The organism is Pseudomonas sp. P5_A12 (genome assembly GCF_056400685.1).
The window spans coordinates 1-24,984 of the sequence record NZ_JBFUKU010000015.1 but is presented as its reverse complement, the minus strand read 5'-3'; the positions used below and the strand labels follow the sequence as shown (position 1 = coordinate 24,984).

At 57.1% G+C, this 24,984-nt stretch carries 27 protein-coding genes, 4 tRNA genes and 2 pseudogenes; 20 read left to right on the top strand and 13 right to left on the bottom strand.

Annotated elements, in window-relative coordinates; all coding sequences use genetic code 11:
* Positions 1–65: 65 nt before the first annotated feature.
* The 9 genes from AC1DSG_RS04135 to AC1DSG_RS04095 all read left to right on the top strand — a co-directional run bounded on the left by AC1DSG_RS04135 (position 66) and on the right by AC1DSG_RS04095 (position 8,655).
* Positions 66–1,277, top strand: coding sequence for an O-succinylhomoserine sulfhydrylase (locus AC1DSG_RS04135; protein ID WP_477789717.1), 1,212 nt, complete (start codon positions 66–68; stop codon positions 1,275–1,277).
* Complete coding sequence (locus tag AC1DSG_RS04130; RefSeq protein WP_477789716.1) at positions 1,274–2,050, top strand: SDR family oxidoreductase; 777 nt, start codon at positions 1,274–1,276, stop codon at positions 2,048–2,050. The genes AC1DSG_RS04135 and AC1DSG_RS04130 overlap by 4 nt, the downstream gene beginning before the upstream one ends.
* A 181-nt stretch (positions 2,051–2,231) precedes the next feature.
* A tRNA-Val gene (locus AC1DSG_RS04125) sits at positions 2,232–2,307 on the top strand.
* Positions 2,308–2,362: 55 nt separating this feature from the next.
* Positions 2,363–2,439 (top strand) — tRNA-Asp (locus tag AC1DSG_RS04120).
* Between the two features lie 92 nt (positions 2,440–2,531).
* Positions 2,532–2,608 (top strand) — tRNA-Asp (locus AC1DSG_RS04115).
* 472 nt (positions 2,609–3,080) lie between these two features.
* Positions 3,081–5,912 carry a xanthine dehydrogenase family protein molybdopterin-binding subunit gene (locus AC1DSG_RS04110; protein ID WP_477789715.1) on the top strand — a complete coding sequence of 944 codons (2,832 nt, stop codon included), beginning with the start codon at positions 3,081–3,083 and terminating at the stop codon, positions 5,910–5,912.
* Positions 5,905–6,444 carry a (2Fe-2S)-binding protein gene (locus AC1DSG_RS04105; RefSeq protein ID WP_477789714.1) on the top strand — a complete coding sequence of 180 codons (540 nt, stop codon included), beginning with the start codon at positions 5,905–5,907 and terminating at the stop codon, positions 6,442–6,444. The genes AC1DSG_RS04110 and AC1DSG_RS04105 overlap by 8 nt, the downstream gene beginning before the upstream one ends.
* Positions 6,445–6,446: 2 nt before the next feature.
* Positions 6,447–7,682, top strand: coding sequence for a c-type cytochrome (locus AC1DSG_RS04100; protein WP_477789713.1), 1,236 nt, complete (start codon positions 6,447–6,449; stop codon positions 7,680–7,682).
* Between the two features lies 1 nt (position 7,683).
* The gene (locus AC1DSG_RS04095) at positions 7,684–8,655 is read left to right on the top strand and encodes an XdhC family protein (protein WP_477789712.1); all 972 of its coding nucleotides are present in this window, start codon (positions 7,684–7,686) and stop codon (positions 8,653–8,655) included.
* A 152-nt stretch (positions 8,656–8,807) separates the two neighbouring features.
* On the opposite strand, the gene AC1DSG_RS04090 is transcribed toward AC1DSG_RS04095, so the two are convergent.
* Positions 8,808–10,091 (bottom strand): NAD(P)/FAD-dependent oxidoreductase, encoded by a 1,284-nt coding sequence (locus AC1DSG_RS04090; RefSeq protein ID WP_477789711.1) that lies wholly within the window; start codon positions 10,089–10,091, stop codon positions 8,808–8,810.
* A gap of 183 nt (positions 10,092–10,274) precedes the next feature.
* On the opposite strand from AC1DSG_RS04090, the gene AC1DSG_RS04085 reads away from it, so the two are divergent.
* Together AC1DSG_RS04085 and AC1DSG_RS04080 are read left to right on the top strand one after the other, a co-directional pair.
* Positions 10,275–10,351, top strand: a tRNA-Val gene (locus AC1DSG_RS04085).
* Positions 10,352–10,896: 545 nt separating this feature from the next.
* Positions 10,897–11,976 (top strand): type I restriction endonuclease, encoded by a 1,080-nt coding sequence (locus tag AC1DSG_RS04080; RefSeq protein ID WP_477789710.1) that lies wholly within the window; start codon positions 10,897–10,899, stop codon positions 11,974–11,976.
* 14 nt (positions 11,977–11,990) lie between these two features.
* Here the strand turns inward: AC1DSG_RS04080 and AC1DSG_RS04075 are convergent, their stop codons facing one another.
* The 5 genes from AC1DSG_RS04075 to AC1DSG_RS04055 all read right to left on the bottom strand — a co-directional run bounded on the left by AC1DSG_RS04075 (position 11,991) and on the right by AC1DSG_RS04055 (position 14,017).
* Complete coding sequence (locus AC1DSG_RS04075) at positions 11,991–12,476, bottom strand: phage integrase Arm DNA-binding domain-containing protein (protein WP_477789709.1); 486 nt, start codon at positions 12,474–12,476, stop codon at positions 11,991–11,993.
* Positions 12,476–12,709: a hypothetical protein gene (locus AC1DSG_RS04070; protein ID WP_477789708.1), complete on the bottom strand. Its 234-nt coding sequence runs from the start codon at positions 12,707–12,709 to the stop codon at positions 12,476–12,478. The genes AC1DSG_RS04075 and AC1DSG_RS04070 overlap by 1 nt, the downstream gene beginning before the upstream one ends.
* 44 nt (positions 12,710–12,753) lie before the next feature.
* Positions 12,754–13,026, bottom strand: a complete 273-nt coding sequence (locus tag AC1DSG_RS04065) for a hypothetical protein (protein ID WP_477789707.1) — start codon at positions 13,024–13,026, stop codon at positions 12,754–12,756.
* A 530-nt stretch (positions 13,027–13,556) separates the two neighbouring features.
* The gene (locus tag AC1DSG_RS04060; RefSeq protein WP_477789706.1) at positions 13,557–13,775 is read right to left on the bottom strand and encodes a hypothetical protein; all 219 of its coding nucleotides are present in this window, start codon (positions 13,773–13,775) and stop codon (positions 13,557–13,559) included.
* On the bottom strand, positions 13,772–14,017 hold the full coding sequence (locus tag AC1DSG_RS04055; RefSeq protein WP_477789705.1) for a DUF7694 domain-containing protein: 246 nt from the start codon (positions 14,015–14,017) through the stop codon (positions 13,772–13,774). Before AC1DSG_RS04055 ends, AC1DSG_RS04060 begins: the two co-directional genes overlap by 4 nt.
* Before the next feature lie 642 nt (positions 14,018–14,659).
* On the opposite strand from AC1DSG_RS04055, the gene AC1DSG_RS04050 reads away from it, so the two are divergent.
* From AC1DSG_RS04050 to AC1DSG_RS04035, 4 genes are read left to right on the top strand one after another with little or no spacing between them, the layout of a single operon-like run.
* Positions 14,660–15,817 carry a hypothetical protein gene (locus AC1DSG_RS04050; protein WP_477789704.1) on the top strand — a complete coding sequence of 386 codons (1,158 nt, stop codon included), beginning with the start codon at positions 14,660–14,662 and terminating at the stop codon, positions 15,815–15,817.
* Positions 15,814–16,929 carry an HBL/NHE enterotoxin family protein gene (locus AC1DSG_RS04045; RefSeq protein WP_477789703.1) on the top strand — a complete coding sequence of 372 codons (1,116 nt, stop codon included), beginning with the start codon at positions 15,814–15,816 and terminating at the stop codon, positions 16,927–16,929. The genes AC1DSG_RS04050 and AC1DSG_RS04045 overlap by 4 nt, the downstream gene beginning before the upstream one ends.
* Positions 16,930–16,962: 33 nt before the next feature.
* Positions 16,963–17,760, top strand: a complete 798-nt coding sequence (locus AC1DSG_RS04040; RefSeq protein ID WP_477789702.1) for a hypothetical protein — start codon at positions 16,963–16,965, stop codon at positions 17,758–17,760.
* Between the two features lie 21 nt (positions 17,761–17,781).
* Positions 17,782–18,405: a hypothetical protein gene (locus AC1DSG_RS04035; RefSeq protein WP_477789701.1), complete on the top strand. Its 624-nt coding sequence runs from the start codon at positions 17,782–17,784 to the stop codon at positions 18,403–18,405.
* A 45-nt stretch (positions 18,406–18,450) separates the two neighbouring features.
* Here AC1DSG_RS04035 and AC1DSG_RS04030 read toward each other — a convergent pair whose 3' ends face one another.
* On the bottom strand, positions 18,451–18,786 hold the full coding sequence (locus AC1DSG_RS04030; RefSeq protein WP_477789700.1) for a helix-turn-helix transcriptional regulator: 336 nt from the start codon (positions 18,784–18,786) through the stop codon (positions 18,451–18,453).
* 197 nt (positions 18,787–18,983) lie between these two features.
* Positions 18,984–19,133, bottom strand: a complete 150-nt coding sequence (repC, locus tag AC1DSG_RS04025; protein WP_477789699.1) for a replication protein C, IncQ-type — start codon at positions 19,131–19,133, stop codon at positions 18,984–18,986.
* A gap of 32 nt (positions 19,134–19,165) precedes the next feature.
* Here repC and AC1DSG_RS04020 point away from each other — a divergent pair.
* A pseudogene (locus AC1DSG_RS04020) lies at positions 19,166–19,566 on the top strand (group II intron maturase-specific domain-containing protein); the annotation flags it as partial.
* A gap of 13 nt (positions 19,567–19,579) precedes the next feature.
* Here AC1DSG_RS04020 and AC1DSG_RS04015 read toward each other — a convergent pair.
* Positions 19,580–20,161 carry a hypothetical protein gene (locus AC1DSG_RS04015; RefSeq protein WP_477789698.1) on the bottom strand — a complete coding sequence of 194 codons (582 nt, stop codon included), beginning with the start codon at positions 20,159–20,161 and terminating at the stop codon, positions 19,580–19,582.
* An 867-nt stretch (positions 20,162–21,028) separates the two neighbouring features.
* On the opposite strand from AC1DSG_RS04015, the gene AC1DSG_RS04010 reads away from it, so the two are divergent.
* The 3 genes from AC1DSG_RS04010 (at position 21,029) to AC1DSG_RS04000 (ending at position 22,426) form a co-directional block, all read left to right on the top strand.
* Positions 21,029–21,151: a hypothetical protein gene (locus AC1DSG_RS04010; protein ID WP_477789697.1), complete on the top strand. Its 123-nt coding sequence runs from the start codon at positions 21,029–21,031 to the stop codon at positions 21,149–21,151.
* 136 nt (positions 21,152–21,287) lie between these two features.
* Entirely contained in the window at positions 21,288–21,482 is a 195-nt protein-coding gene (locus AC1DSG_RS04005; protein ID WP_477789696.1) for a hypothetical protein, read from the top strand.
* A gap of 488 nt (positions 21,483–21,970) precedes the next feature.
* Positions 21,971–22,426, top strand: a complete 456-nt coding sequence (locus tag AC1DSG_RS04000) for a DUF2214 family protein (RefSeq protein WP_477789695.1) — start codon at positions 21,971–21,973, stop codon at positions 22,424–22,426.
* A 189-nt stretch (positions 22,427–22,615) separates the two neighbouring features.
* On the opposite strand, the gene csrA is transcribed toward AC1DSG_RS04000, so the two are convergent.
* A complete protein-coding gene (gene csrA, locus AC1DSG_RS03995) occupies positions 22,616–22,810 on the bottom strand; it encodes a carbon storage regulator CsrA (protein ID WP_007938114.1) in 195 nt (64 codons plus the stop codon).
* 250 nt (positions 22,811–23,060) lie between these two features.
* Here csrA and AC1DSG_RS03990 point away from each other — a divergent pair, with 250 nt between their 5' ends.
* Positions 23,061–23,426, top strand: coding sequence for an SPOR domain-containing protein (locus AC1DSG_RS03990; RefSeq protein ID WP_477789694.1), 366 nt, complete (start codon positions 23,061–23,063; stop codon positions 23,424–23,426).
* 68 nt (positions 23,427–23,494) lie between these two features.
* Here the strand turns inward: AC1DSG_RS03990 and AC1DSG_RS03985 are convergent, their stop codons facing one another.
* The 3 genes and pseudogenes from AC1DSG_RS03985 to AC1DSG_RS03975 form a co-directional block, all read right to left on the bottom strand.
* The gene (locus AC1DSG_RS03985) at positions 23,495–24,184 is read right to left on the bottom strand and encodes an endonuclease (protein WP_477789693.1); all 690 of its coding nucleotides are present in this window, start codon (positions 24,182–24,184) and stop codon (positions 23,495–23,497) included.
* Between the two features lie 4 nt (positions 24,185–24,188).
* Positions 24,189–24,428, bottom strand: coding sequence for a DUF1654 domain-containing protein (locus tag AC1DSG_RS03980; RefSeq protein WP_007946978.1), 240 nt, complete (start codon positions 24,426–24,428; stop codon positions 24,189–24,191).
* A gap of 219 nt (positions 24,429–24,647) precedes the next feature.
* Positions 24,648–24,984, bottom strand: a pseudogene (locus AC1DSG_RS03975) (L-asparaginase); the annotation flags it as partial.

The window sequence follows — 24,984 nt, the reverse complement described above, 5'->3', positions numbered from 1 at the left end:
TGAGGGGCCGGTTTTGTATCTACTAAAGACTCTCTATATCAAGAAGCAAGGCAAGGAGTGAAAGCATGAGTCAGGATTGGGATGCCGGTCGGCTGGACAGCGACCTTGAGGGCGTAGCGTTCGATACCCTGGCCGTACGCGCCGGTCAGCACCGCACGCCRGAAGGCGAACACGGTGATCCGATGTTCTTCACCTCCAGCTACGTCTTCCGTACCGCTGCCGACGCGGCGGCACGCTTTGCCGGTGAAGTGCCGGGCAACGTCTACTCGCGCTACACCAACCCGACCGTGCGTGCGTTCGAAGAGCGTATTGCCGCCCTGGAAAGTGCCGAGCAAGCCGTAGCCACTGCCACCGGCATGGCCGCGATCATGGCGGTGGTGATGAGCCTGTGCAGCGCCGGGGACCATGTGTTGGTTTCTCGCAGCGTGTTCGGTTCGACCATCAGCCTGTTCGAAAAGTACTTCAAGCGCTTCGGCATCGAAGTCGATTACGTACCTCTGGCGGACTTGTCCGGTTGGGACGCGGCGATCAAATCCAACACCAAATTGCTTTTTGTCGAGTCGCCATCGAACCCGCTGGCGGAGCTGGTGGACATCGCCGCGCTGGCAAAAATCGCTCACGCCAAAGGCGCGATGCTGGTGGTCGACAACTGCTTCTGCACCCCGGCATTGCAACAGCCGCTGACAATGGGTGCGGACATTGTCGTGCACTCGGCAACCAAGTTCATCGACGGTCAGGGTCGTTGCATGGGCGGCGTCGTGGCCGGTCGCAGCGAGCAAATGAAAGAAGTGGTCGGTTTCCTGCGCACCGCCGGGCCAACCCTCAGCCCGTTCAACGCCTGGATTTTCCTCAAGGGCCTCGAAACCCTGAACCTGCGGATGAAGGCACATTGCGCCAATGCCCAGCAACTGGCTGAGTGGCTGGAGCAGCAGGACGGCATCGAGAAGGTCCATTATGCCGGCCTGAAAAGCCATCCACAGCACGAACTGGCTCAACGTCAGCAGAAAGGTTTCGGAGCTGTGGTCAGTTTCGAGGTCAAGGGCGGCAAAGAGGGCGCCTGGCGCTTTATCGATGCGACGCGCCTGATATCGATCACGGCCAACCTCGGCGATACCAAGACCACCATCACCCACCCGAGCACCACCTCCCACGGCCGTCTGGCGCCGCAAGAGCGTGAAGCGGCGGGCATTCGTGACAGCCTGATCCGCATTGCGGTCGGCCTGGAAGACGTGGCTGACCTGCAAGCCGACCTGGCGCGCGGGTTGGCGGCCTTGTGATTGAGTTGCCCACGCCGACAGCCGGGGCCAATGGTCGTGTTGCACTGGTCACCGGTGCGGCGCGCGGCATTGGGTTGGGGATTGCGGCCTGGTTGATCAGCGAAGGCTGGCAGGTAGTGCTGAGCGATCTGGATCGGGTGCGCGGTTCGAAAGTGGCGAAGGTGCTGGGCGACAATGCCTGGTTTATCGCCATGGATGTCTCGAATGAAGGGCAGGTGGCGTTGGGTGTTGCCGAGGTGCTGGGCCAGTTCGGGCGCCTGGATGCGCTGGTGTGCAACGCGGCGGTGGCCGATCCGCACAACATTACGCTGGAAAGCCTCGATCTGGCCTACTGGAACCGCGTGTTGGCGGTGAACCTCAGTGGGCCGATGCTATTGGCCAAGCACTGTGCGCCGTACCTGCGCGCGCACAGCGGTGCAATCGTCAACCTGGCCTCGACCCGTGCCGGGCAGTCGGAGCCTGACACAGAGGCTTACGCGGCCAGCAAGGGCGGCTTATTAGCGCTGACTCACGCATTGGCGATCAGCCTTGGGCCGGAAATACGTGTGAATGCGGTCAGCCCTGGCTGGATCGATGCGCGAGACCCTTCTGTGCGGCGTGCCGAGCCACTGACGGATGCCGATCATGCCCAGCATCCGGCGGGCAGGGTAGGGACGGTCGAAGATGTCGCGGCGATGGTGGCGTGGTTGCTGTCGAAGAATGCCGGTTTTGTTACGGGCCAGGAATTTGTAGTCGATGGCGGCATGACCAAGAAGATGATATACGAGCAGTGAAAAGCAGTTTCAAGCTTCAAGCTGCAAGTTAAAGCTCGACAGTGTTATGCCGGCTGCACGCGTGACGGCTTCCGCTTGTGGCTTGAAGCTTGCCTCTTGCAGCTGTTTTGAAAAAACTTCAATCCTGCTATTGACTTAGGTTCGGTACCTGCGTAAATTTCGCGGCCTCGGAGATGCAAACGGGTGATTAGCTCAGCTGGGAGAGCGTCTGCCTTACAAGCAGAATGTCGGCGGTTCGATCCCGTCATCACCCACCACTTCCGAGAGTCTTGCGTAAGCAAGATGGAAGCTGTAAAAAGCCTCCACCGACGCGCAGCGGTAGTTCAGTCGGTTAGAATACCGGCCTGTCACGCCGGGGGTCGCGGGTTCGAGTCCCGTCCGCTGCGCCATATTTTCCGGGTCAGAGTTATCTGGTTCGAGATTGAAAAGCTTCTGAGTTTTCAATCAGACGAGTTACTTGGGCGAAAGTCCAAAGCGATACGCAGCGGTAGTTCAGTCGGTTAGAATACCGGCCTGTCACGCCGGGGGTCGCGGGTTCGAGTCCCGTCCGCTGCGCCATATCTGCTACAAGGCCTACTGAACGCCTTGGAGCTACGAAGAAAGCCACTGGTTATGCCGGTGTTTACTTCGAGTCGATAGCAAAGACCCTGGTCGAAAGACCGGGGTTTTTTGTGTCTGAAATTTGGCTTTTCCTCCTCTTGTACTCTCCCTTGCCAGGGCTTTCTGCATACCTTTCTCCTTGACCGCCTGTAGGTCTTTCGCGATGACGACGTCTTGCAGGGTGGGTCTTGGCCTCACGCCTGCTGATCTCATCAATTCTTGTAATAAATAATCACAGTATTTTGATTCGCTGGTCAGTTTTTTGCTTTGGGCTGTTTGCCGCAAGCGCATAAGCCTATAAACTTAACCTTTCGGTCAGCTTTGCACTGTCATTTCAGCCCTTTGTTTCGTCAATTAGGGTTTCTGCACGACTCGAGATTTCCAGTACATAATCAAAAGGGCGGGTCCCTAACCGTCCAGAGGATGATCCATGTCCAACCGTGATATATCCCGGCGCTCGTTCCTTCAGGGCGGGCTGGTGGCGGGTGTGAGCGTGACGCTCACACCGCTCAGCAGTCAGGCGCTCGCCGCCTTGATGGAAAACAGCGTGACCGTGCCGTCCGAGCAATGGCTCGGCAACAACGGCAAGGCGCGCTCGCGTAACGATGCCTTGTCGAAGGTCTGCGGCAGCAAAGTCTTTGCCCGCGACATCCGCGCCAAGGACATGCCGGGCTGGCCGCAGCAGCAAGGCCACGCCATGCTGCTGAAAACCATCAAGGCCGACCGCATCTACGCGGGCATGGACCTGTCGTGGCTCGGCGCCGAATTGCAGCCTGACCGCATCGTCACCGCCACCGACCTGGAGAAAGACGGCATCGTCTTCCCGGAAGAACACGCGCCGGATCCGCTGCTGCCAGAAGGCAAGGTGCCAATGTTCATCGGTCATCCGGTGGCGATCCTTATCTGGAACGACTTCGAGCGTTTCCGTCAGGCCAAGGCCAAACTGAAATTCAATGACAAAGCAATCCGCTACGGTGATAAAGCGCCGTTCTACGAACGCGACCCCTACGGCAGCTTTCGCTATGTGCGTGTGGGCGGTGCGACCTCGGCGGACGAAGATGAATTCGCCAGCCTGAAGGACTCGATTCTGTTCCCGATGCTGAAAAACCGTCGCCCGGTGTGGAATTCCCAGCCGAACTTGCACGGTAATCTGACCGAGCGCGGGTTGTTTTACGCTGATCGCATGAAGCAGCAGATCGACACGCCGCCGGACAACTGGCTGGTGTTTGACGAGCGCTACAAGACGCCATCGATTGAACCGGCCGCGTTGGAGCCGGACAACGGCAACGGTTGGTACGACCCGGCAACCAAGACCCTGCATTTCGTGGTGGCGACCCAGTGCCCACTGGAAGCGGCGACCGAGACCGCGAAGATGATCGCGCCGTCGCGCTTCGGCCTGGCCAACCTGAATATGCACCCGGGTTACACCGTGGGTTACGGTTCCAAGGACCACAACATTTTCGTCTACTACGCCGCCCTTGCGGCGTTGTACGGCGCGGGTGTGCCAGTGCGTCTGGCCAACGACCGCTACGAGCAATTCCAGAGCGGTATCAAGCGTCACCCGTTCGACATCCGCTATCAATTGGCCGTGGACAAGACCGATCACAGCTTCAAGATTTTCCGCGCCGAAATGAGCGTCGACGGCGGTGGCCGGATCAACTACAGCCCATCCGTGGCGGCAGTTGGTGCCACAGCGGCGCAGTCGATCTATTACATGCCACAGAACGACTTGCAGGTTACGGCTTATCATTCACGCGCCGTTGAAGCTGGCTCGATGCGTGGCTACGGCACCCTGCAAAGCATGGCATCCACCGAAATGATGGTCGATGAAATCGCCGGTCGCCTCGGCATCGATGCCATTGACCTGCGCAAGAAAAACGCCATGGTCTCGGGCATGAAAAACACCCAGGGCGCGGTGCCAGCGGGTGCGTTGCGCTTGCACGAAATTCTCGACAAGGCCGCCGTTCACGACGTCTGGAAAAACCGCGATGCGATCAAAAAGCAACGCGAAGCGCAGGACCCGGACAACTGGTACGGCGTCGGTTTCGCCATCTGCCAGAAAGACTTCGGCACCGGTTCCGAAGCGCCGATGGCGAGCGTCGAGTTCACCGCGCAAGGGCACATCACTCTGCGCCACATCGGTATCGAGATCGGCACCGGCATGTCCACCTCTCAAGCCTTGGTCGTGGCCGATTTCCTCGGCGTTGCGGCGACTGAAGTGAAGACCGGCGAGACCGAATGGAAAGAGTTGCAGCTGATCAGCGGCGGCAACCCCTACATCATGAGTCAGGCCGAGCAAGACAGTTTGCTGCGTAACCCGCGTTGGGTCGGCAAGATCGCCTCGGCCTCGTCGGCCACCAACTCCGCCTACTACTTCAGCCACGCCACCCGTGAAGCGGCACGCGTACTGTTCAACCACGGCTTGTGGCCGGCGGCGATGCAGATCTGGAGTCAGGGTCCTTACGGCGGTGCGGCCAACCCTTACGTGGTGCGTCGCGAAGATGCGCACTGGGTCGACGGCAAACTCACCGCTAACGGCATGCAGCCGCTGAGCTTTGAGCAGCTGGCCAAGCACGCCCATGAGCGTGGCCTGGTCACTGGTGCGACCGTGCACGGTTTCAACCGCTGGAGCTGGGCCGATGCCGAGTTCAGCATCGACGGCGTGCGCGAACGTCTGCCGCTCGATGGCTTGGCGGTCAAGTACGGCGACGGCGCTCCGCGCGTGAAAAAGGCGCAGATGAACAGCGCCGGTTTCCATCTGCTGGATCGTCAGAACGTGCATTACCCCGACACTCAGCTGAACAACGCGGCAGTGACTTACTACAGCCCGGTCGCGACGCTGGTGGAAGTAAAAGTCAACAAAGGCTCGGCCGAAGTACAAGTGCTTAACCATCATTCGTGGGTCGAGTGCGGTCGGGTGCTGGTGGAAGAACTGGTCAAGGGCCAGATCGAAGGCGGGATCGCCATGGGCATTGGTCATGCGTTGATGGAAGAGATGCCGCTGTACGAAGGCGGGCCGGGGGAGGGTGACTGGAACTTCAACCGTTACCGCTTGCCGATGGCGCGCCATGTGGCGGTCTGGAAGCAGACGTCTGAAATCCTGCCGCCGCTGTCGCCGAGCGATCCATCGAAGGGCATTGCCGAAGTGGTGATGATCCCGGTGGTTGGTGCCATCGGTAACGCTGTGGCACACGCCATCGGCAAACGGGTCCGCGACCTGCCTATCACTTCTGCACGCATCAAGGAGGCCCTCAATGGCTAACCGTCCGCTCCAACTGACCCTCAACGGTCAAACCGTCGGCCCGGTGGACATCCCTGATGACCTGCCGATGATCGATTACCTGCACGAATACAAAAACCTCACCGGCTCTCGTTTAGGCTGCGGTCAGGGCATCTGTCACGCCTGCGTGGTGATCGTCGACAACCCCGACGGCACCAGCGAAGAAGTGCGCACCTGCATCACCGGCGCGCATTACTTTGAGGGAAAAAAAGTACGGACCATCGAAGGCCACGCGAAACGCGATGAGGAAGGAAGAGTCACTGAGCTGAACCCGATCCAGCAGCGCTTTGTCGACGAATTCGCCTTCCAGTGCAGCTACTGCGCGCCGGGTTTCGTGAATGCCGCGACCGTGTTGGTGGAAAAGCTGCAACGTCAGCCCATCGTCAAAAGCCAGCTGGAAAAAGTCATTGAGGATAGCCTCGGTCACCACATCTGCCGCTGCACCGGCTACGTGCGCTACTACAGCGCGACGCGCAATGTGCTGACCGATCTCGGCCTGGTCAAGGAGGGTTAAGCATGAAGCAACTACTTTCCCGCCTGGCTGTGGCGGTTGGTCTGGCTGCGCCGGTGTTGCTGGCTCATGCCGACGATCAGGTCAAGCGCGGCGAATACCTTGCCCGTGCCGCTGACTGCATGGCTTGCCACACCGCGCCGGGTGGCGCGCCGTACGCGGGCGGTCTGCCGATTGTCTCGCCGTTCGGTACGATCTACGGCACCAATATCACCCCGAGCAAAGAACACGGCATCGGCCTCTACACCGATGAAGAGTTCTTCGCTGCACTCACTGAAGGCAAGCGCCGTGATGGCGCCAATCTGTACCCGGCAATGCCGTACACCTCGTATCACCTGATACCTCGCGACGACTCCGACGCGATTCACGCGTATCTGAAAACGTTCGAGCCCATTGAGCGTGCAGCGCCGGTCACCAGCCTGAGCTTTCCGTTCAACGTGCGCCTGGGCCTGATGGGCTGGAACATGCTGTATGGCAAGGATGTGAAGCTGACGCCGTCCGAGGGCAAAAGCGAAGCCTTCAAGCGTGGCCAGTACATGGTTGATGTGCTCGGTCATTGCGGCGAATGCCATACCCCGCGTGGTTTGCCGGGTGCGATGCAACAGGATAAGCGCCTGACCGGCGGCGTGCTCAACGGCTATCTGGCTCCTAGCCTGTTGGCCGATGACCTGGCGGCTCGCGGCTGGAACCATCAAGACCTGAGCTCATTCCTCAAGCACGGCATGAGCGCTCAGGGCACGATGTTCAACGAGATGTTCCCAGTGTTCCACAACAGCACCCAGGGCCTGACTGACCCGGATCTGGCGGCGATGGCGACCTACCTGCTGGGCGATCAACCGCCAGCGGCGAAGATGGTGGCTGACGTGCCGTTCGACAAGCTCACTGCAAGTGCCCAGCGTGGCCGTCAGGAATACCTGAACGTCTGCGCCGGATGCCATGAGGTGGGTGGTGACGGCAAGCCGCACATCGCTGTGGCCATGCGCGGCAATACCACGCTGCGCCTGGAAGATCCGCGCAACCTGGTGCGGGTGATTGATGACGGTATCGGTGAGCAGAAGTTTTCCGGATTCGAGCACATGCAGCCGATGCCTGGGTTCGCTGAGAAGCTCAGTCACGAGCAGCTCACTGATCTGCTGAACTACCTGCGTCAGAGCTGGGGTGGTCAGCCGGGTGATCTGGCGGTGAACGCTGTGCAGACGTTGCGGGCCGATGCACCGCCGCTTGAGCACAAGGCGCACTGACATGCAGCATCTCGATCTGCAAGTGGTGCGCCGGGCGCTGGAGTGGTCGACGGCCGGCCAGCGCCTCTGGCTCTGCACGGTGCTCGCCACCTACGGCTCGGCGCCTCGTGCGCCGGGTTCGCTGCTGGCGGTGAATGCCGGCGGCCAATGGATCGGCTCGCTTTCGGGCGGCTGTGTCGAGGAGGATTTTCTCGAACGGGTCGCCGAGGGTGCGTTTCTTGAAGCGGTCAGCGTTGTGCGTTATGGCGAGGGCGACGATCCGCGTTCCCGGGTGAGTCTGCCCTGTGGCGGTGTGCTCGATGTACTGGTGGAGAAGCTTGAACCGGTTTGCGAGGTTCAGGCGCATCTGCGGGAACTGGAGTCGGCGCTGTTGGGTCAGCGTCGTCTGATCCGCGAGGTTGACTTGTCCAGCGGTGCACGCAGCCTGTTCGATGATCGCGAACAGGGTGTGCGCATCGAACGTGAAATCGATCGGGTGCGCGTGCGGATTGGCGCGGCCCAGCGCTTGTTGCTGGCCGGGTATTCCTCGGTCGCTCAGGCGTGTGCAGAGTTTGCCGTCGGGCTGGGTTTCGAAGTGATTCTGTGCGATCCGCGTGACGAGGTGCTGGAAGGCGTGGTGCTGGAAAACGTCGAGATTCGTCGTCAGCTGCCCTCAGTGTTCATTGCCGACGGCGGCTGCCACAGCGACACAGCGGTGGTGGCGTTGACCCACGATCCGCGCATCGATGACCTGGCGATGATGGAAGCGGTGCGCACCGAGGCGTTTTATATCGGTGTGATGGGTTCCATGTTGACGTCGCAAAAACGCTTCGAGCGGTTGCGCAGGATTGGTGGTTTGGGGGAGGCCGAGCTGGCGCGGATTCATGCGCCTATCGGTTTGAATCTGGGCAGCAAGACGCCTGCCGAGATTGCCCTCGCCGTACTCGCCGACATTCTGCGAATCCGCAGCGGCATTGCGCGGGATCGACTCTAACCACCGATTCCCCCTGTAGGAGTGAGCCTGCTCGCGATAGCGCTGTGACAGCCTGTGAAATACCGACTGGAAAACCGCTATCGCGAGCAGGCTCACTCCTACATGGGTAGCTGATACAAAAGGGGCCGCATTCAGCGGCCCCTTTTTTTGTATCAGTATCCGAACTTGTCCCGCAGCCCGTAATACCAGGCGCCCAACGCCGCGAACGGTGTGCGCAGCAATTGTCCGCCGGGGAATGGGTAGTGGGGCAGGTTGGCAAACGCGTCGAAACGCTCGGCCTGACCTCGCAGCGCCTCGGCCAATACTTTGCCCGCCAGGTGCGTGTACGTCACGCCATGACCACTGCAACCCTGTGAATAGTAAATGTTGTCGCCCAATCGCCCGACTTGGGGAAGGCGCGACAGGGTCAGCAGGAAATTACCGGTCCAGGCGTAGTCAATTTTCACGTCCTTGAGCCTTGGGAACGCTTTGAGCATCTTTGGCCGAATGATCGCTTCGATGTTCGCCGGATCTCGCGCGCCATACACCACACCACCGCCAAAGATCAGACGCTTGTCGCTCGTCAGGCGGTAGTAGTCGAGCAAGTAATTGCAGTCCTCGACGCAGTAATCCTGTGGCAGCAAGTTGTTTGCCAATTCCTCGCCCAGCGGTGCGGTGGTGATGACCTGAGTCCCGCAGGGCATCGACTTGGCCGCCAGTTCCGGCACCAGGTTGCCCAAGTAGGCGTTGCCGGCGACGATGATGAACTTGGCCCTGACCCTGCCCTGTGGTGTATGCACCACTGGGTTCGCGCCGCGCTCGATACGCACTGCTGGCGACTGTTCATAGATTGTGCCGCCCAGCGACTCAACGGCTGCGGCTTCACCCAGCGCCAGGTTGAGCGGATGGATGTGCCCGCCACTCATGTCGAGCATGCCGCCGACGTACTGATCGCAATTCACGACTTCACGGATTCGACGCTGATCCATCAGCTCAAGCTGCGTATGGCCGAAACGTTCCCACAGGCGCTTCTGCGATTCCAGATGCCCCATCTGCTTGGCAGTGATAGCAGCGAACACGCCACCGTCCTTCAAGTCGCACTGGATATTATATTTGGCGACCCGCTCACGAATAATCCGTCCACCTTCGAACGCCATTTGCCCCAGCAACTGAGCCTGCTTGGGGCCGACACTGCGCTCGATCACATCGATATCGCGGCTATAGCTGTTGACGATCTGACCACCGTTACGGCCCGACGCGCCAAAACCCACCTTGGCCGCTTCCAGGATCGTTACCTTAAAACCGTTCTCCAACAGGAACAGGGCAGAGGACAGACCGGTGTAACCGGCGCCGATCACGCAGACATCAGTCTCTACTTCACCCTGCAAAACCGGGCGCGGCGGAACCGCATTGGCCGATGCGGCGTAATAGGACTCTGGGTAGGGAGTGTTCTCCATCCTGCTGCCTCTGTTTAATATATTTTACGAGTGCATTGATCCTACTCGAGTTAAAAATCGACCGCCAGCCACCGGAAAATCTTCTTCGTAACCTCAAAATTAAATATTTTGCATATTCATAGGGTTAGCTCGAAAAAAGGTGTTGACACCCCTCCGGAATTCCGTAGAATGCCGCCTCACAGCAGGCACGTAGCTCAGTTGGTTAGAGCACCACCTTGACATGGTGGGGGTCGTTGGTTCGAGTCCAATCGCGCCTACCAAACAAAATCCGCTCTGCTGGGCGGTCTAGAAGGGCTCATCGAAAGATGGGCCCTTTTTTGTTGTCTGGATTTCATGCAGAACGTTCAAAAAATTAAGGTTCGTTCACACTGGGCAATGTGAACGCCTACAAGACCTGTTCTGACCTGTGATTCTTCTATATGTCGCAGGAGGGGAATGGGGCGTTGTGTTGTCGAGAGGTCTTGGTGAGCGTGTGATGTGATGGCGGCTAGCCACAGCGGTGACATTGTGTGCCGGGCTGTGGCTGGCGGGGTTACCGTCTCTCTAAAAAACCATTGTAAATCAACGCGTTATCAGTAAAAAAATCTCGAAGTGGAACAGCGTTTAGGTACACCTAAGTGGTGCAGCCTTGCGTTGCATTCAAGCTCGCTATAAACCTTCCTCCAAGCATGTCTATGCGTTGGCCGTCTCTTGCTATTAATTCGTCGGGTGCTCTGCTGAACTGCTATTTCAGGTAGGGTGTGAGTGGTATTTGCTAGTAGTGCGGGCTGCTACTACGCTCAGGCTTCCGAGCGAGGAGTCTGACATGGAATTTCAAGAGCGACTGAACGCGTTATCCGCCAAAATCCGCCAGCAGGGCCCGGCAATTCAAACGGAAGAGGCGACCAAGATCGCCTTTGTCATGCCCTTCATAAACTCCGTCCTGGGCTACGATGTCTTCGACCCCTCTGAGGTCACTCCAGAGTACGTTTGCGACGTGGGTACGAAGAAAGGCGAGAAGATTGACTACGCCATCATGAAGAATGGCGAGATCCAGATACTCATCGAATGCAAGAAGATCGGCGAGCCGCTGCACATCAACCATGCTAGCCAGCTCTTCCGTTATTTCCACGTCACCAGCGCTCGCATCTCAATCCTCACCAATGGTCAGGTGTACCGGTTCTTCACCGACCTCGACGCTCCCAACAAGATGGATGAGAAGCCCTTCCTAGAGTTGGATCTCCTCGATCTGGACGAGCACGCGCTACCTGAGCTTCAGAAGTTGACCAAGTCCGCCTTCGACGTTGATTCAATTATCAGTGCCGCTGGTGAGCTTAAGTACGTTGGTCAAATCAAGAAAGAGATGGCCACGCAATTCAGCCAGCCGTGTGATGACTTCGTTAAGTTCTTCGCAGTTCGTGCTTACGACGGGATCATCACGCAGAAGGTTAGGGATCAGTTCACCACCTTGACCCGCAAGGCAGCAATCCAGTTCCTCGGTGATCAAGTAAATGATCGTCTGAAGTCGGCAATGAGCGGTGCCGTCGAGCCGTCGTTTGCTGTGACTGCGGTTCAAGCTACCTCGCCAGCTGAGCCTGCTGATGATGGTGAGGATCGTATCCAAACTACTCTTGAAGAGTTGGAGGGCTTCCATATAGTCAAGGCGATAGTCAGGGCAGTTGTGGACGTTAAGCGAATCGCACATCGTGATACCAAAAGTTATTTCGGGATCTTGCTTGATGATAACAACCGTAAGCCGATTTGCCGTCTTCACTTCAATCGCAGTCAGAAGTATATAGGTATCTTCGATGCTGAGAAGAACGAGACGCGGCATCCAATTGCGTCCGTGGATGATATCTATGGATTTGCAGATCAGTTGAAAGGAGTCATCTCTTTGTACGAATAAATTTACAATGCTTGCTAGTATCGACTTCTCGGTAAGTTGTCGGTGCATTTTAATGTTGGGTGCTTTGGTTTACTGTTCTTTGAGCGGAAGTATTGCAAGCTGAACTGGTCGAGGTATTCGGCCATGGTCAGTACGTCCATTTGGCCGATCAGTCGGTTTCCGAGATCCTGCCGGTACCGCTCAAGCTTGAACTTGATCTCTTCCAAGGTGCGCGCCGCGTAACCCTTGTCCACCTGCCACTCGTCATTGAATCGCTGCAGCAGATTGCTCACTGTCGGCAGGCGGTCGCCAGTCAGCAGGGTGAGCAGAGCGCCGTCGTCGACAACCAGCGCAGCTAGTTTGAGGTTTGCCGCCCGGGCCAGCTTGATTGCCTCTTCCAGCGGCCGGTTGATGCTGGTCACCGGGCCGGTGATCGGGTTGCGGTATCGCCAATAATTCTCGTTGGGGTAAAGGTTCGGTGGCAACTTCCTGTTTTTGATCGTGCGCGGCCGGGCAGCCATCAGCCTATCTCCATCATTTGAGCCAGCAGGGGATCGCTCGACCCCATCACTGCTGCCTGCACTTCGACGAAATACATCCCACCTTTTATCTCGCCTACCACTTCCCCGTCCTCAATCCATTTTTTCAGTAGCTGCAGACTCGGCTTTCCGCCAGCGTACCGGAGCTTCTTATATTCGCCCGCCTCCATGAGGCGCGGCAACTTGACCGTGATCTTGGCCAGAATTTTTGCCATTGTGATGCTCCATGCCGCGCGTGGAGGCAGAAGGTGGGGAGGGGTTATTCCCAGCCGTGCAGGTAGGCCGGCTCGGTCAGTTCTTCACGCTCTTGGCGCAGCGTTTTATCCAGGGTGACGGTTTTGCCTTCGTCCTGATCAAAGGCCTCCTTGTTGTCGAGCATGTTTTCGTGGGCCAGGTCCACGTCTTCCAGATCAAACTCGCTGTACGGGTATCCGCTGAAGTCGCAGAGCGCTTTGATTGCACCGGCTGGGTCGAAGGCTGCAACGATGTCGTTGTCACCAACCTGATAGGCCTTGAGGGTTTCTTGGGACATAGGGATTCCTCCCCGCCGTTCACCGGCAGGCTTATGGTTTAATGAAGTAGGTCTTGAGCAGGAGGCGGCGATGAATAAGGCGATTCGAAACCCCATATTTTTCACTGGGGTTCTATTGGCGATTTTCGGGTTCGGCGTTTGCCTGAACCATTTGCTTCGGGGCGACAGGGTCGGTTACTTGGCTTTTGGCTTATTCGTCTCAGGGTGCACTTTATTGGCAGTTGGGTGGAGGCAGAGGAATAAGTAGCCAGCCGTTCACCGGCAGGCGGGTAGGTGGGTTGTGGAAATCAGATGAAAGGCATTAGGCAAGTTGAATCGGTGAACTATGGTTCAGCGGCTCGCCTCGCCAGTTGCGCAACACTCCCCCCCTGAGGTGGCTGTCGGGGCGAGCCTTGTCAATCGCAGTCACCGACCATGTAGCATTTCCAAAATAGTTTCTTCAGGCATGTGGATTCCTCATCCGCCGGCTGATAGGCGGGTTATGAAATCAGATGAGGGGGTGAAAGCAGGCTGATCCGGTGAACTAAAATTTAATGGTTCACCTCGTCAGTAGCGTTACACCCCGCGTGCTCTCCTGGGGTGACTGGCGGGGTGAGCCGGAGATTGCTGCGCTGGAAGTCAGTGCAGCAGACGATCACGGTTTGAGCGTCTCGGGCCAGCGCCGGCATGGTGCTGAATGGCAGGTAGCTGCAATCGCGGTGGGCGTGAACGCAGGTGGTGCACATGCCGCCTTTGTGTTGGTGTGTCATGGCTTCCTCCACTTGAAGGGCAGGTCCGTCGGCGGGGAGAACAAATGGCGCATGTTCGCCACGTTCACGATGTCGCGATCAGCCGGAAAGACCTCGATGGCATCCCTGTCACCTCGGCCGCATTCGCGCTTGAGGAGCATCAGTTTGTCCCACGTCACCTGGTCGACCCAGCTTTCACCGTTATGAGCCGAGCGGCAGACGCTCATGCGCTGGTAGTCGTTCGGCTCCATGTAAATCTGCATCAGGCAGTGCCGCGACCGCCAAACCTCGATCAGGTCAGGCGGCCTGAAGTTCTCCCATTGATCGACGGGAACCTGCTGGAGGTACGGCGGCAGCGTTTTCTTTCTCCAGCGCCCGGCGCTGTTTTTTGGACGGAATCATCACCGCCTCCCCCTGTAGCAATACACGTTCGCGATCCAGGCGAGGGCTGGCGCTGTGAGCAGGATTATGGTGTCACCTTGATATCGACATCGTCATGAATCCACTCGTCTGAGGTGTTCATCTGGTTGGTCCAGGTCCTAGGGAAGGGGCTGCGCGCCCGATCGATCGCCTTCAGGTAGTCAAAAGTCGTGGTAATTGACTCAGCCGCGATGCCTGTGCCGGCCCACGCAGTTTGAACAAGAGATTTGAACTCCTCGGTTTAGGGAAGGGGTGTGGATTCGCTCATGGGCCTTTGGTGCGCTGAAAATGAGCAACCATGATACCCCTGCGGTTATTGATTTCTGGATTCGCGAGGGCTCCAAAACCAGAACTGAAAGGACCAATCACCTCAGCTTCGGCCTCGTACACCACGAGACGAATTGTCCTGCCTTGGGACGCCATGTCCTTACCCCGCCGAGTATGCCGCTTGAAGATGAAGCCTCACCACCAAAGGAGAGGTTGCTGTGAACACACCCATCGGCTCGTTACTTCTGATCACTTCACTCGAGAAGTTCGCCACCTGTGCTCTGTATGGCCAGGCGCGAGCACTGGTCACCCAGCGTCAGCAAGACGCCAGTGCCTTTATCGATGACCCCGCCACACGAACGTTGATCAGCGGCCTGCAGGGTCGGCTGCAGGATCACGCCAGGGACTACCTCGACAACCTGATGCCCGCTTCCATTTCCAGCATCGTCGACGTTGAAGCCCTCAGCCAGTTGATCAGCACTTTGCGCGCGTCTCGACAGACTGGCGGCGACGATGAGATGGCCATTGCCGCGCAGCAGTTCTATCAAATGATCAGATCCGATATTTCCCGCGCCCACCAGAACATCGCGGTACTGGTAGAGCGCACTGCGCAGTGGGTGGAAGAAACGGACAAGGTCATTAACCGGTTGCAAGCAAGTATCGACGCGCTGACCGCCGAGCTTGCCGGTGATAAAGGCAAGATTGCCAGCATTCAAGCGGCGATCCAGAAGACCAGCCGGGACATGGACGAGGCCGTCAGCCGGATGCTGCTGGCCTCACAGTCGATTGGGGGTAGTACCAAGGCCATTGCCACCTGGGTGTTTTCGCTTTTCGGGGCCAAGGATGAGCCGAAGAAGACCAAGTATGAACCGAAGAAGACCAAGACCAAGGCCGGCGACAAACAGCCATCGGCTGAAGATGACACGCCCGGCGAGCCCGGCAAGACCGAGTCCTTTCCGGTCGAGACAATTGGCGAGATCGCGATCGGCGCCACTGAAGTAGTGGATGCCATCAACAGTTTCAGCGCCTTCACCGATGTGCTTCAGGACCAATATCAACAACTCTACCGCCAGAAAGCTGCACTGTCGGTCGCGATCGTGATCAAGCAACAAGGCCTGGATCATCAGGTGGCTATCGAGCGATTCAGCGAGGCCGCTTCAACCCTGAATGGAGCCTGGACTCAGCTCGATAACAGCTGGCAGCAAGCGGCCAAGGACAGCAGTGCTGTGGATGATCACCTGCTCGACGCCGGCTGGGAGCGTATACCCGAGCGGGTGGACAGAATCAAAAGCTCCCTGACCGGCACCGAGGGGCACATCCCTCGGTTGCAACGCAAGGCTGCCCTCGTCGTTTTACCCCAAGGAGTTACAAAATGAACGACATTAAAATTGCCACCCAAGATGCAGACTACGGCCAGACACGCACCGCGCTCAAGGGCCAATCCTCCGCCGCCATGCTGGTTCAAGCCCACTGCATGGGCGTACAGAACCAGATGTTTGTGGACTTCGGCAACCATGAACGTCTCAAACCCCTCCAAAACGACATCAACAGTGGCTTGGTCAAGGCGAAACAGAACGCGGTGTACTACCTCGATGACCTGCAACCGCGGATCATCACCACGGTGGCCAACATCGAGGTCTTCTTCGAACTGCACAACGTGCTGCCTCAAATGTTGCTGCCCAACACAACCACCGCCGATGCCATCGCCATGCTGCGGGAAATGGAAAGCAACGTCGAGGTGTACCGTCGCCAGGCGTCCATCATCCAGACAGACTTGTCGAAAATGCGCACCGGGTTTAGCGACGACAAGGCATTTTTCGATCGCTGCACCATCGATCTCAATGCTCTGGTAAATGGTGACCAAGGCGTGCTGGCGAGCATCAACAGCGAGCTGTCGGGTATCAACGGCAAGATAGCTGGAGCGGCAACTGGCATCGCCCTCAGCGGATTAGCGGCCATCGGTGGCGTCGTGTTGATCTTGGTCGGGGCGGTGGGTTCCGTCGTCACTGGGGGCGCCGCCACTGCGCTATGCGTCGGTGGCAGCGCGTTGTTGATCGGTGGTGTGGCCGGAGCGGTGGGGTCTTCTATCGCGCTGGCAGGCCTGCTCAATCTGAAAAGCGACTTGATCACTCGGCGCGAACGGCTCAATGCCGAAGTCGCGGTCGCCACCGGCATTGCTTCTGGCTTCGGCGAGCTGGGCGTCAGTGCCGGGCAGGCCCAGGAGGGCGCGCAATTGATGGCGAACGCCTGGGGCTTCATGGGCAGTCACCTGGAAACACTGCGTGACCAACTCAAGCGCGGGCAGATCGACAGTCCGATGTTGCGTGAACTCTTGATCCGCGCAAGCCAGGGCAGCGTGCGCCTGGTCCAGGCCGATGCTGACACGATCAAACGGCAAATGACCACTCCGCGGGCCAGCATCGACTCCAAAAAACGCATCGCTGACCTGATCACCGAACAAGCCGGCTCGTTGGAAGAAGCAGCCTGACTGCATCATTACGGATCACACAAGGAGTTCATCATGTGGCAAGAAATTACGGCTCACATTAACGACGTGGTGCACGAAACCGGCTCTCTGCCAGCTCCCCCCGGCCAACTGGGCGAGGTCAAGAAGCATATTGATCAGTTGCCCGCGGCCATGCAACAGGTGGAGGGCGTTCAACATCGCATCATCCAGCACATTGAACGCTCCACCGAGCTGATCAACACAGCACTGTTGCACAGCACTCAAAGCACCACCGACAGCAACAATGCCCTGCAGTCCTACACCTCACAGGCAGGTGCCGAAATTGAGCTGGTCAGCGGTGAGTTGCAACGCGTGATGCAGACAATTGGCAACTTCCGAAACCTGCTCGGCCAGGACTCAGGCGCCCTGAAGAGCGAGGCCATGCAAGCACGCGCGCGAATAAAGGCGCTGGAAGAGCGGCAACGGGAGTTGTCCAGCAAGGCCCAGGAGTTGCGCAATCGCTCGACCTGGACGTGGATATTCCCGCCGGCCAAGGCGATCGATGAGTTGGTTAGCCTGTGCCAACACGGCAAGTCAACCGAGGCGGCGCTGGAGGATGCGATTCGAGAGTTGGGTGACAAACGCCGTGACGCGAGCAACCTGATCCGTATCAGCGATGTGTGCGAGCAACTGCTTAGCCTGCTCAGCGCCATGGCCGAGGGGCTCCAGGGGGTGATCAACCAGCAAGCGTTGCTCAAGGGCTACTTGAATAACGAGGACCGTTTGGCGTCGTCGACGACGCCTGAAAACGCGCGCCTCTACCTGACCACTGTGCTCGGCATTCTGCGAATGATGAGAGCCCAGGCCAACTGATCGAGAAGAAGGAGTTTCATCATGATGTTGTTTTTCGGCAAACCCAAAGGCAGTGCAGACGTCAGCGACGAAAACGCCTCCCGTGCAGGCCGCCTGCAAGCGCTGCGCAGCCATTTCTACGCCTGGAAGAAGTGGAAGGAGTTCGCACCGGACGCGTCGTTCCAGCCCCATGCCATCCAGCAAATGCTCAATGCCCTTGACGAAGCGCCCGTCAAGTACCTGAGCAATTACAGCGGTGACTCGTCGATACTGGTGCTAAACGCCCACGGCAACGAGACGGTGTTCAACGGCTATTCCGGTCAACAGGTAGCGACCATGCTCGAAACCTTGGGTATTCGCGAAGCCGGCACCCGGGAAATCTGGGTGGCCGCGTGCAGTGTGGCACTGCAGAAGCAGCAGCCAGGGCCGGCCAGCATCAGCCGCTTCGTCAATGACTTGCGCTTTCACTTGCTCCAGGCAGGGCTGGACATCAAGGTCTACGGGCCTCGCAATATCCTTTGGTACAGCGGCGGGCTGGTGCCCGTTGGTGATCAGCACAAATACGAATACGACGAGGTTTACATTGCGCCTTTGACGGCCGAGATTGCTTCGGGCAAGGACCGCAAATACGCGTTTAACGAGGGTTGGTTGCTCGCCCATCCTTGATGCGGGCATTGAGCAGGCCGCCGGTTTCAATGCCGACGGCCCCGCTCAAGGATCAGCAAGTTCGTGCAGCACCTTCAGACTCTCGTCGACTCGTGCCTGGCGGTAGCGGCCGGCGGACATGCCAAAGACCTTGCTGAAGCAGCGGTTGAACGTCCTGACCTCCTCGAAGCCGCAGCGGTATGCGATTGTTTCGATTGGAATGCTGTAGGGCGGTACGCCCAACATTTCGCTGGCACGTAACAGGCGCAGCATGCGAATTGTTTCGGCCACTGTCTGTCGGCGCTGTGCAAAGGCACGGTATACAGTGGTGCGTGAACAATTGATCAACCGCGCGACGGCACCTACGTTTAACGATGTATCTGCCAAGTGCTGTTCGATCATCCTGCAAGCTGTCTGATAGATCCATTCATGCTCTGGCTTGATGCATGTCGTTGCCAATACCAAGGCTGGACGTGGCCTGGAGCGTGCCCAGAAACAAGCACCCTGTTGATCGCTGCTGGCTCACACACACCGCAACTCGGACACGTCGACCTTGACTTTGATCTCCATTGTCTTCCTCTGTGCATCCGGCGAATCCTTTATGTTCCTCTGGAGTATTCGTCCAGAGTCCAGCCGATCGCGGTTAACTCAGCTAATGACCCGCGAGCAGTTGTACGACGTTTCTTGATCGTACTGGAGTGGTTGGCGACGTCGGGCCAAGCGTAGTTGTAGAGTGTATCGAGACTCACATTTCCGGCCTTTGTCGGATCGATCCATCCGCAAAGGCGGCCCGCTCTCGCCGTTGCTGTCGAACGTCTTGCTCAACAATGCAAACATCTATGTGTGCAGTCGCCGTGCGGGCGGACGAGTGCTGGCATGAATTGAGCGTTTCCTGAATCAGTGGCTGAAACTGACGCTGGTCGGGAAAATAGCCGCGTAGCACGGCCTAGGGTCTGTGATTACTTGGGTTATGGGATGAGCTTGCACAAACAGCCGAAGATAAAAGTGGCCACGATGAGTTTGAATTGCTTGCGCGACCGGCTCAGAGAGCTGCTGCGCGGAGCACGGGGCCACAAGCTGACAAGCGTCATCGAACGGATCAATCCGGTGCTACGAGGTTGGACGGGTTACTTCAAGCTTAGCCAGAACAAACGACCCCTTGAGGAGCTGGATGGCTGGGTCCCGTGCGTCTTTATTACGTTAGCTCGAATCGCTCTAATGCATAATCCTTGCCTGCCAAGGTAAGTGAAAAAGTGGTGGCGCCGAACGTACCCCGCGTCACACTTCGCTTCACAAGATGTTTAGCTTCGAGTTGCCTTAGGCCAACCTCAACTTCCAATGTGCTGAGTGAGACAAGTTTGCAGACCGAGTCTAGGTTTGCAATCTTTCTAAAGTTTGCATGATAGGCTAAAGCTTCCATCAGTAGCGTTTGGTTATCTGTCAATTGTGGAAACTGAGGGTTGTTCTTTTTGTAGATTTTCCGCTCTATCTCATGTAACTCGCCGTGTGTTCCGTCAGTGGTGCGGGTGTAGTAAATCGCTACAGATAGAGTGCTGATTAAAGCCGCGATAATCATCAGCAGCGCCCAATTCGGCATTGGTGTTTCCAGCGAAAGCCAATCCCAAACACGTAGCAGCCTGCCCTTGGTATCTGCCAACAACGTCAGGGCGAAGTAAGTGTCGAGCAGCTTTGCGACTGCCCACGCGACAAGGAGGCCTCCGGCCGAGTAGGCCATAGCCTTGAAAGTGAGCGGGGATCGCTTGCCTTCTGCTGCCATGCTCCTCGACTCTAGTTTGGGAAATAGATGCTATCAGCATAGCAGTAGAAAAGTGGCTCTCTGCATTGGCATCGGCATCGGCATCGGCATCGGCATTGGCACGGGTGAGGGAGGGATGTTGCAGGTAGGAGGGCGCCTTAGCGCCTGTAGGTGGCGTTTTAAGCGCGATGGCATGGACAAATTAGCCGTTGCACTTGTAGTGGGCCAGGTACGGCGACACCAGCGGTGAACGCAGATACTCACCGACAACCTGCTCAGTCGGAGCTTTTGGAACCGCCGCAGTATGCCTGCCTGTCGGCCGCCTTCTTCTGGGCGACCAGGGGCTGAACACCTCGGCCGATGCCGACAAGTTCGAATTCATCAGTCGGCGAATCAACGGTTGGCTCAATGGCCCTCCGGATCAGCTGAGGTTGTGGACGAAGGACTCGGCGGCGCTGGCGGGGCTGATACATATAACGATAGGCGTTTTTTAGTGTTGGACTAGTTATTGATGCGAACCTGGTGGCGAGATTTCCAGCGATGCGTTAGTGGTTCACTACTGCGCAAGGTGGATTGTGTTTAGTCGGCAGAACGCCGGAGGCGGGATTCTCTGCGGGCAATTCTTCTCTGATATGCCACCGTTTGGACCTGTGTTTATTCGTTTTTAAATGGCCGGCTCTCGTGGCTGCTTTGCTGAACCTCACCAGTGAATCATTGAACAGACTCACGGTCATATCGCCGACTTTTGCTTTTAGGACGATGAAATGAAGCGTGCAGTAATAATGTTCATGACTATTTCAGGCGCTCTCCTGTTGAGCGGTTGCGGGCCTCACTGGGACGATGGAGAAAGGTACGGGCGTGATAGGGGTTATGATCATGGTAGGGGGTATGACCGAGGTTACGACGATGATCGAGGGCATTACCGCAGATATGATCGTCGCGACAATGATCAGGGGTATGAGCGCGATCACGATCGTGATCGTGACGATAGAGATGACTAAACCGCTCTGATCATCCCTGATGTGTTTCCCTTTGGTCGGTCCCACTTCACCCTGGCACTCTTGCTTTTCAAAATGGCTTCAGTAGCACAGGTTGTTCACGATTCGGGCGTAAGATAACGGTGCTACCTCACCAAAAGGAGCCGCATATGATCGCCGATCAAATGAACAAGCAGGCATCTGAAAGCAGGGCTGTGTGGGATCAATATTTCTGCGCTGCGTTGATTGCGGAAAGCAATCTGACGGCACCGATCGTAGGAGGGGCTACTCACGAAGACAGGCAGAACCTGTTGATTGAAAGAGCCAAGGCCCTCGCTGACAAGATGATGGAAAACAGAAAATAACCGGAGCCCAGCCGTCGCGCTGGGCTCGTCACATCTGGCGACCTCAATGACGGGCGATGTGGGTTTCTGAATCAGGCAATCAGGTCTGCTGATTTGGCGTGCGATGGCTTGTCTCAGCTATCGATTTCCAAGGAACCATAGAAATAGTGTGGATATTTAAAGAGTTACGACTGTTATTAACTGAATGGTGAGCACAAATATATTGTTACAAGTAAGCTGTTGGGATATTATCGCCCCGCGTTCACCACCACGGTTTATGCATTTTTAAGTCCCAAGCTTCCATCAGCTGCTTGGGATTTTTTTTGCCTGAAATTTTTCCTGGGCCCTTCGAATGCCGTCCATCGCCGGTAGTCACACAAGCGCGAGCGCTTGTTGCCGACCCTACTCGACTCCTACCAATGCGCCGTCCGCTCAAATCGGGTAGATCCCGCGTTTTTGGGCTATTACTGACTGGCCAAACTCAATCTCGGTCTGATGGGAGTCTATCGATGCTGGTTCATTGGTCTCTTGCGGCAATTCATTTGCTGGCTTTTGCGTTGGGCTTCTGGGCGGTTTTGACCCGAGGCACTGCATTCAGTCGACTGGCGGCCGGGACGGGGGAGGCTCGTCGCGTGCTGATGGCCGATAATCTGTGGGGGATCAGCGCAGCCATCCTCCTGGTCACCGGCGGGCTGCGAGCCTTTGGTGGGTACGAAAAAGGTACCGATTACTACCTTCATCAGCCACTTTTCCATCTCAAAATGACGCTCTTTATACTGATTCTGCTGCTTGAGGTCGCTCCAATGGTGGCGCTGATCAAGTGGCGAATTGCGCTTGGCCGTGGCTCGGCAATTGATACCGTGCACGCAAAACTGTTTGCCCGCTTCAGTCATATCGAGGCATTGCTGGTGTTGCTGATGGTCATAGCGGCGACCGGCATGGCACGTGGGGTGACCTTTGGTTAGCCGGTTGCGGTTGGTCCTTCCTCGGGGCAAATCAGAAACGTCTGACAGCCAGGGCCTGGGCAGGCCGGTACTATCGGCTGCAACTTTTGTCGACAGAGGGTAACGAGTAAACGGCGGGCAATATGGCGCTCGAATCTTTAGCCAGCCGATGTTCTGGGCGAACGGGCTGGCTACTGATTGCAACGGGATTCAGGGAGTTTGCGGCTTGTCCGGCGCGGTAAGGCCAGCCTGAATGCGTTGATAGATTTCTTCACGATGCACTGCAACGTCTTTCGGGGCGTTGATGCCAATCCTGACTTGTTGGCCGCTCACGCCCAGGATAGTGATCGTAATATCGTCACCGATGTTTATGCTTTCACCGACTTTGCGGGTGAGTATCAGCATGGTCTTCTCCTTGATTGCTTTGTAGGGCACCTGATTTGAACAGTGCAGAGGTCGGTGGTACGTATAGATTAGTGCGAAGTCTCACGGTTTGGGTGCCTCTTTCTGACGCGCAGATGCTGCATTAATTCCCAAGGCGTAACTATACAGAGGCCGCCACTATCATTCTCGTTGTTTTGTGCCCATTTTGCGGCACTCGGGAAGTATTCATGAATGTTAAAATCGCCGCTTTCAGCATTAAGAGGGAACCGTTGTGCGCAAAATGGTCTTGGTAATCGCTATATTGACGCTGGCAGGGTGCGGTGAGGGCAAGGGTGTTGACGCTCAACAGTCTAAACCGGCAGTCGTTTCCGCCCCCGTGGCGGCTAGCGGGCCGCAATGGGATCTCGAAGTGCGAGGCGAAACACCCCAGGCCGTCAGCGATCTGAGTGGCTGGTTGATCGAGCATAGCTTCGTTTCCAACGTCGTCATGGAAAACGGCAAGACGCGCATTCTGATGGGGCCATTCAGTTCGAAAGCCGAGGCTGATACCAAGCAGGCTGAGGTGGCTGCGGCGCTTGTACGGGCCAAGAAACAGAACATCGAAGTGGTAGTGCTTGAGCGTCCTGCGGTCCGGTAACGCAGGCAGCCAGAAACGTAAAAGGCCTCGGGTACTACACCAAGGCCTTTTTGCTTTTCAGCGGCTGATCAACCGCAGGCTTTCATATTCACCGGCCCGACAAAATCGTTACCGCGACCCATGACGCACGCCACGCTTTGGTTGCGTTGACGCTCCCAGGGTTCAACTGGATAGGTTTTGTTCCAGGCCTCGTACAGTTGGCGATCCTGTTTCGACAAGCTCAAACCGTACTGATTGCTCATGTAAAAATAAGTCCGGGCGATCATGCCGCGAATGGAAGGGCGGGGCATGACCTTCTTCGCCTTGAAATCAACCTGAGTCAGGCACGAGCCATATTGCCCGGTCTGCACCGGCAGCCAACCAAAACTGAAGTTACTGCGATCACCATTCACCTCCCCAATGCTCGGTACCAGATTGTGCAAATCGGCCTCGGCCTTCTGGTAAACCGGATCGTAACGGGTGCAATTCTTGCGTCCACCTTTCTGCCAGCACTGGCGCTGATGGCCGATCTGCCACGCCGGGACAATATGCTCCCACTCGATGCGCGCCGCGCGTTTGGCGTTTTTGCGCGGCACATAACCACAGGCCGCCAGGTTCACCTTGTTGCCGGTGTATTTGCAGCCGCAATAGAACTCCGTGGATTGCGGTGCGTACAGCGTCCAGGCAACTTTTTTGGCTTCGTCGAAGGTGCGCGGGGCACCAGCCTGGGCGCCTTGGGTGATGAGCAGAAACAGCAAAGCAAACCAGCGGACACTCATTGACTCAATCTTCCTTCGGCACAACCCAGAAAATCTGCACACCGCCATCGTCACGATAGGCGAGGGTGACGTTATCGTTCTCGTCGATTTCTTCGAGCAATTGTTCCCACTCATCCACCGGTTCGTCCGGCAGGCGGAAGATCAGTGCGGCTTTGGCTTTTTGAGCGGTGGGGGAATTGATGATTTTCTGCACGCGCAGACCCATGCGTGCATAGGTGTCAGGAGAGGCAGAGGTGGTGGCCATAGGATTTTCCTTATTTAGCTGTACGTGCATACAGTATTTAACTGTAAGCATTTTCGCAACTGCTTAAAACTCAAGAAAGTCCCCTGACAGCCGTTTTCCCCGTTTGGTGTAGGAAGAAGGGAGGCTTTTATCGGAGTTTTGCGCAAGACGTGAATCACTCGTCAACGCTGACGAGTGATTGAGAAAGTGCCCGACCAGAGCTGGTCGGGCGAGCGTGAATCAGTATTCCCAGAACATCCGTTGCAGCTCTTTGCTGTCGTTGGTCTTGGTCAGTGCAACCATGGCCAGGATGCGGGCTTTTTGCGGGTTCAAGTCATGCGCGACAACCCAGTCGTATTTGTCGTCAGGCTGTTCGGCATTACGCAGCACGAAACCGCCGGCGTTGACGTGGGACGAGCGAATGATTTGCACGCCGTCCTTGCGCAAGGCTTGCAAGGAAGGGACTACGCGCGAGGAAACCGAACCATTGCCGGTGCCTGCGTGGATGATCGCCTTGGCACCTGACTGGGCCAGCGCCTTATACGCGGTGTCGCTGACGTTGCCATAGGAATAGGCG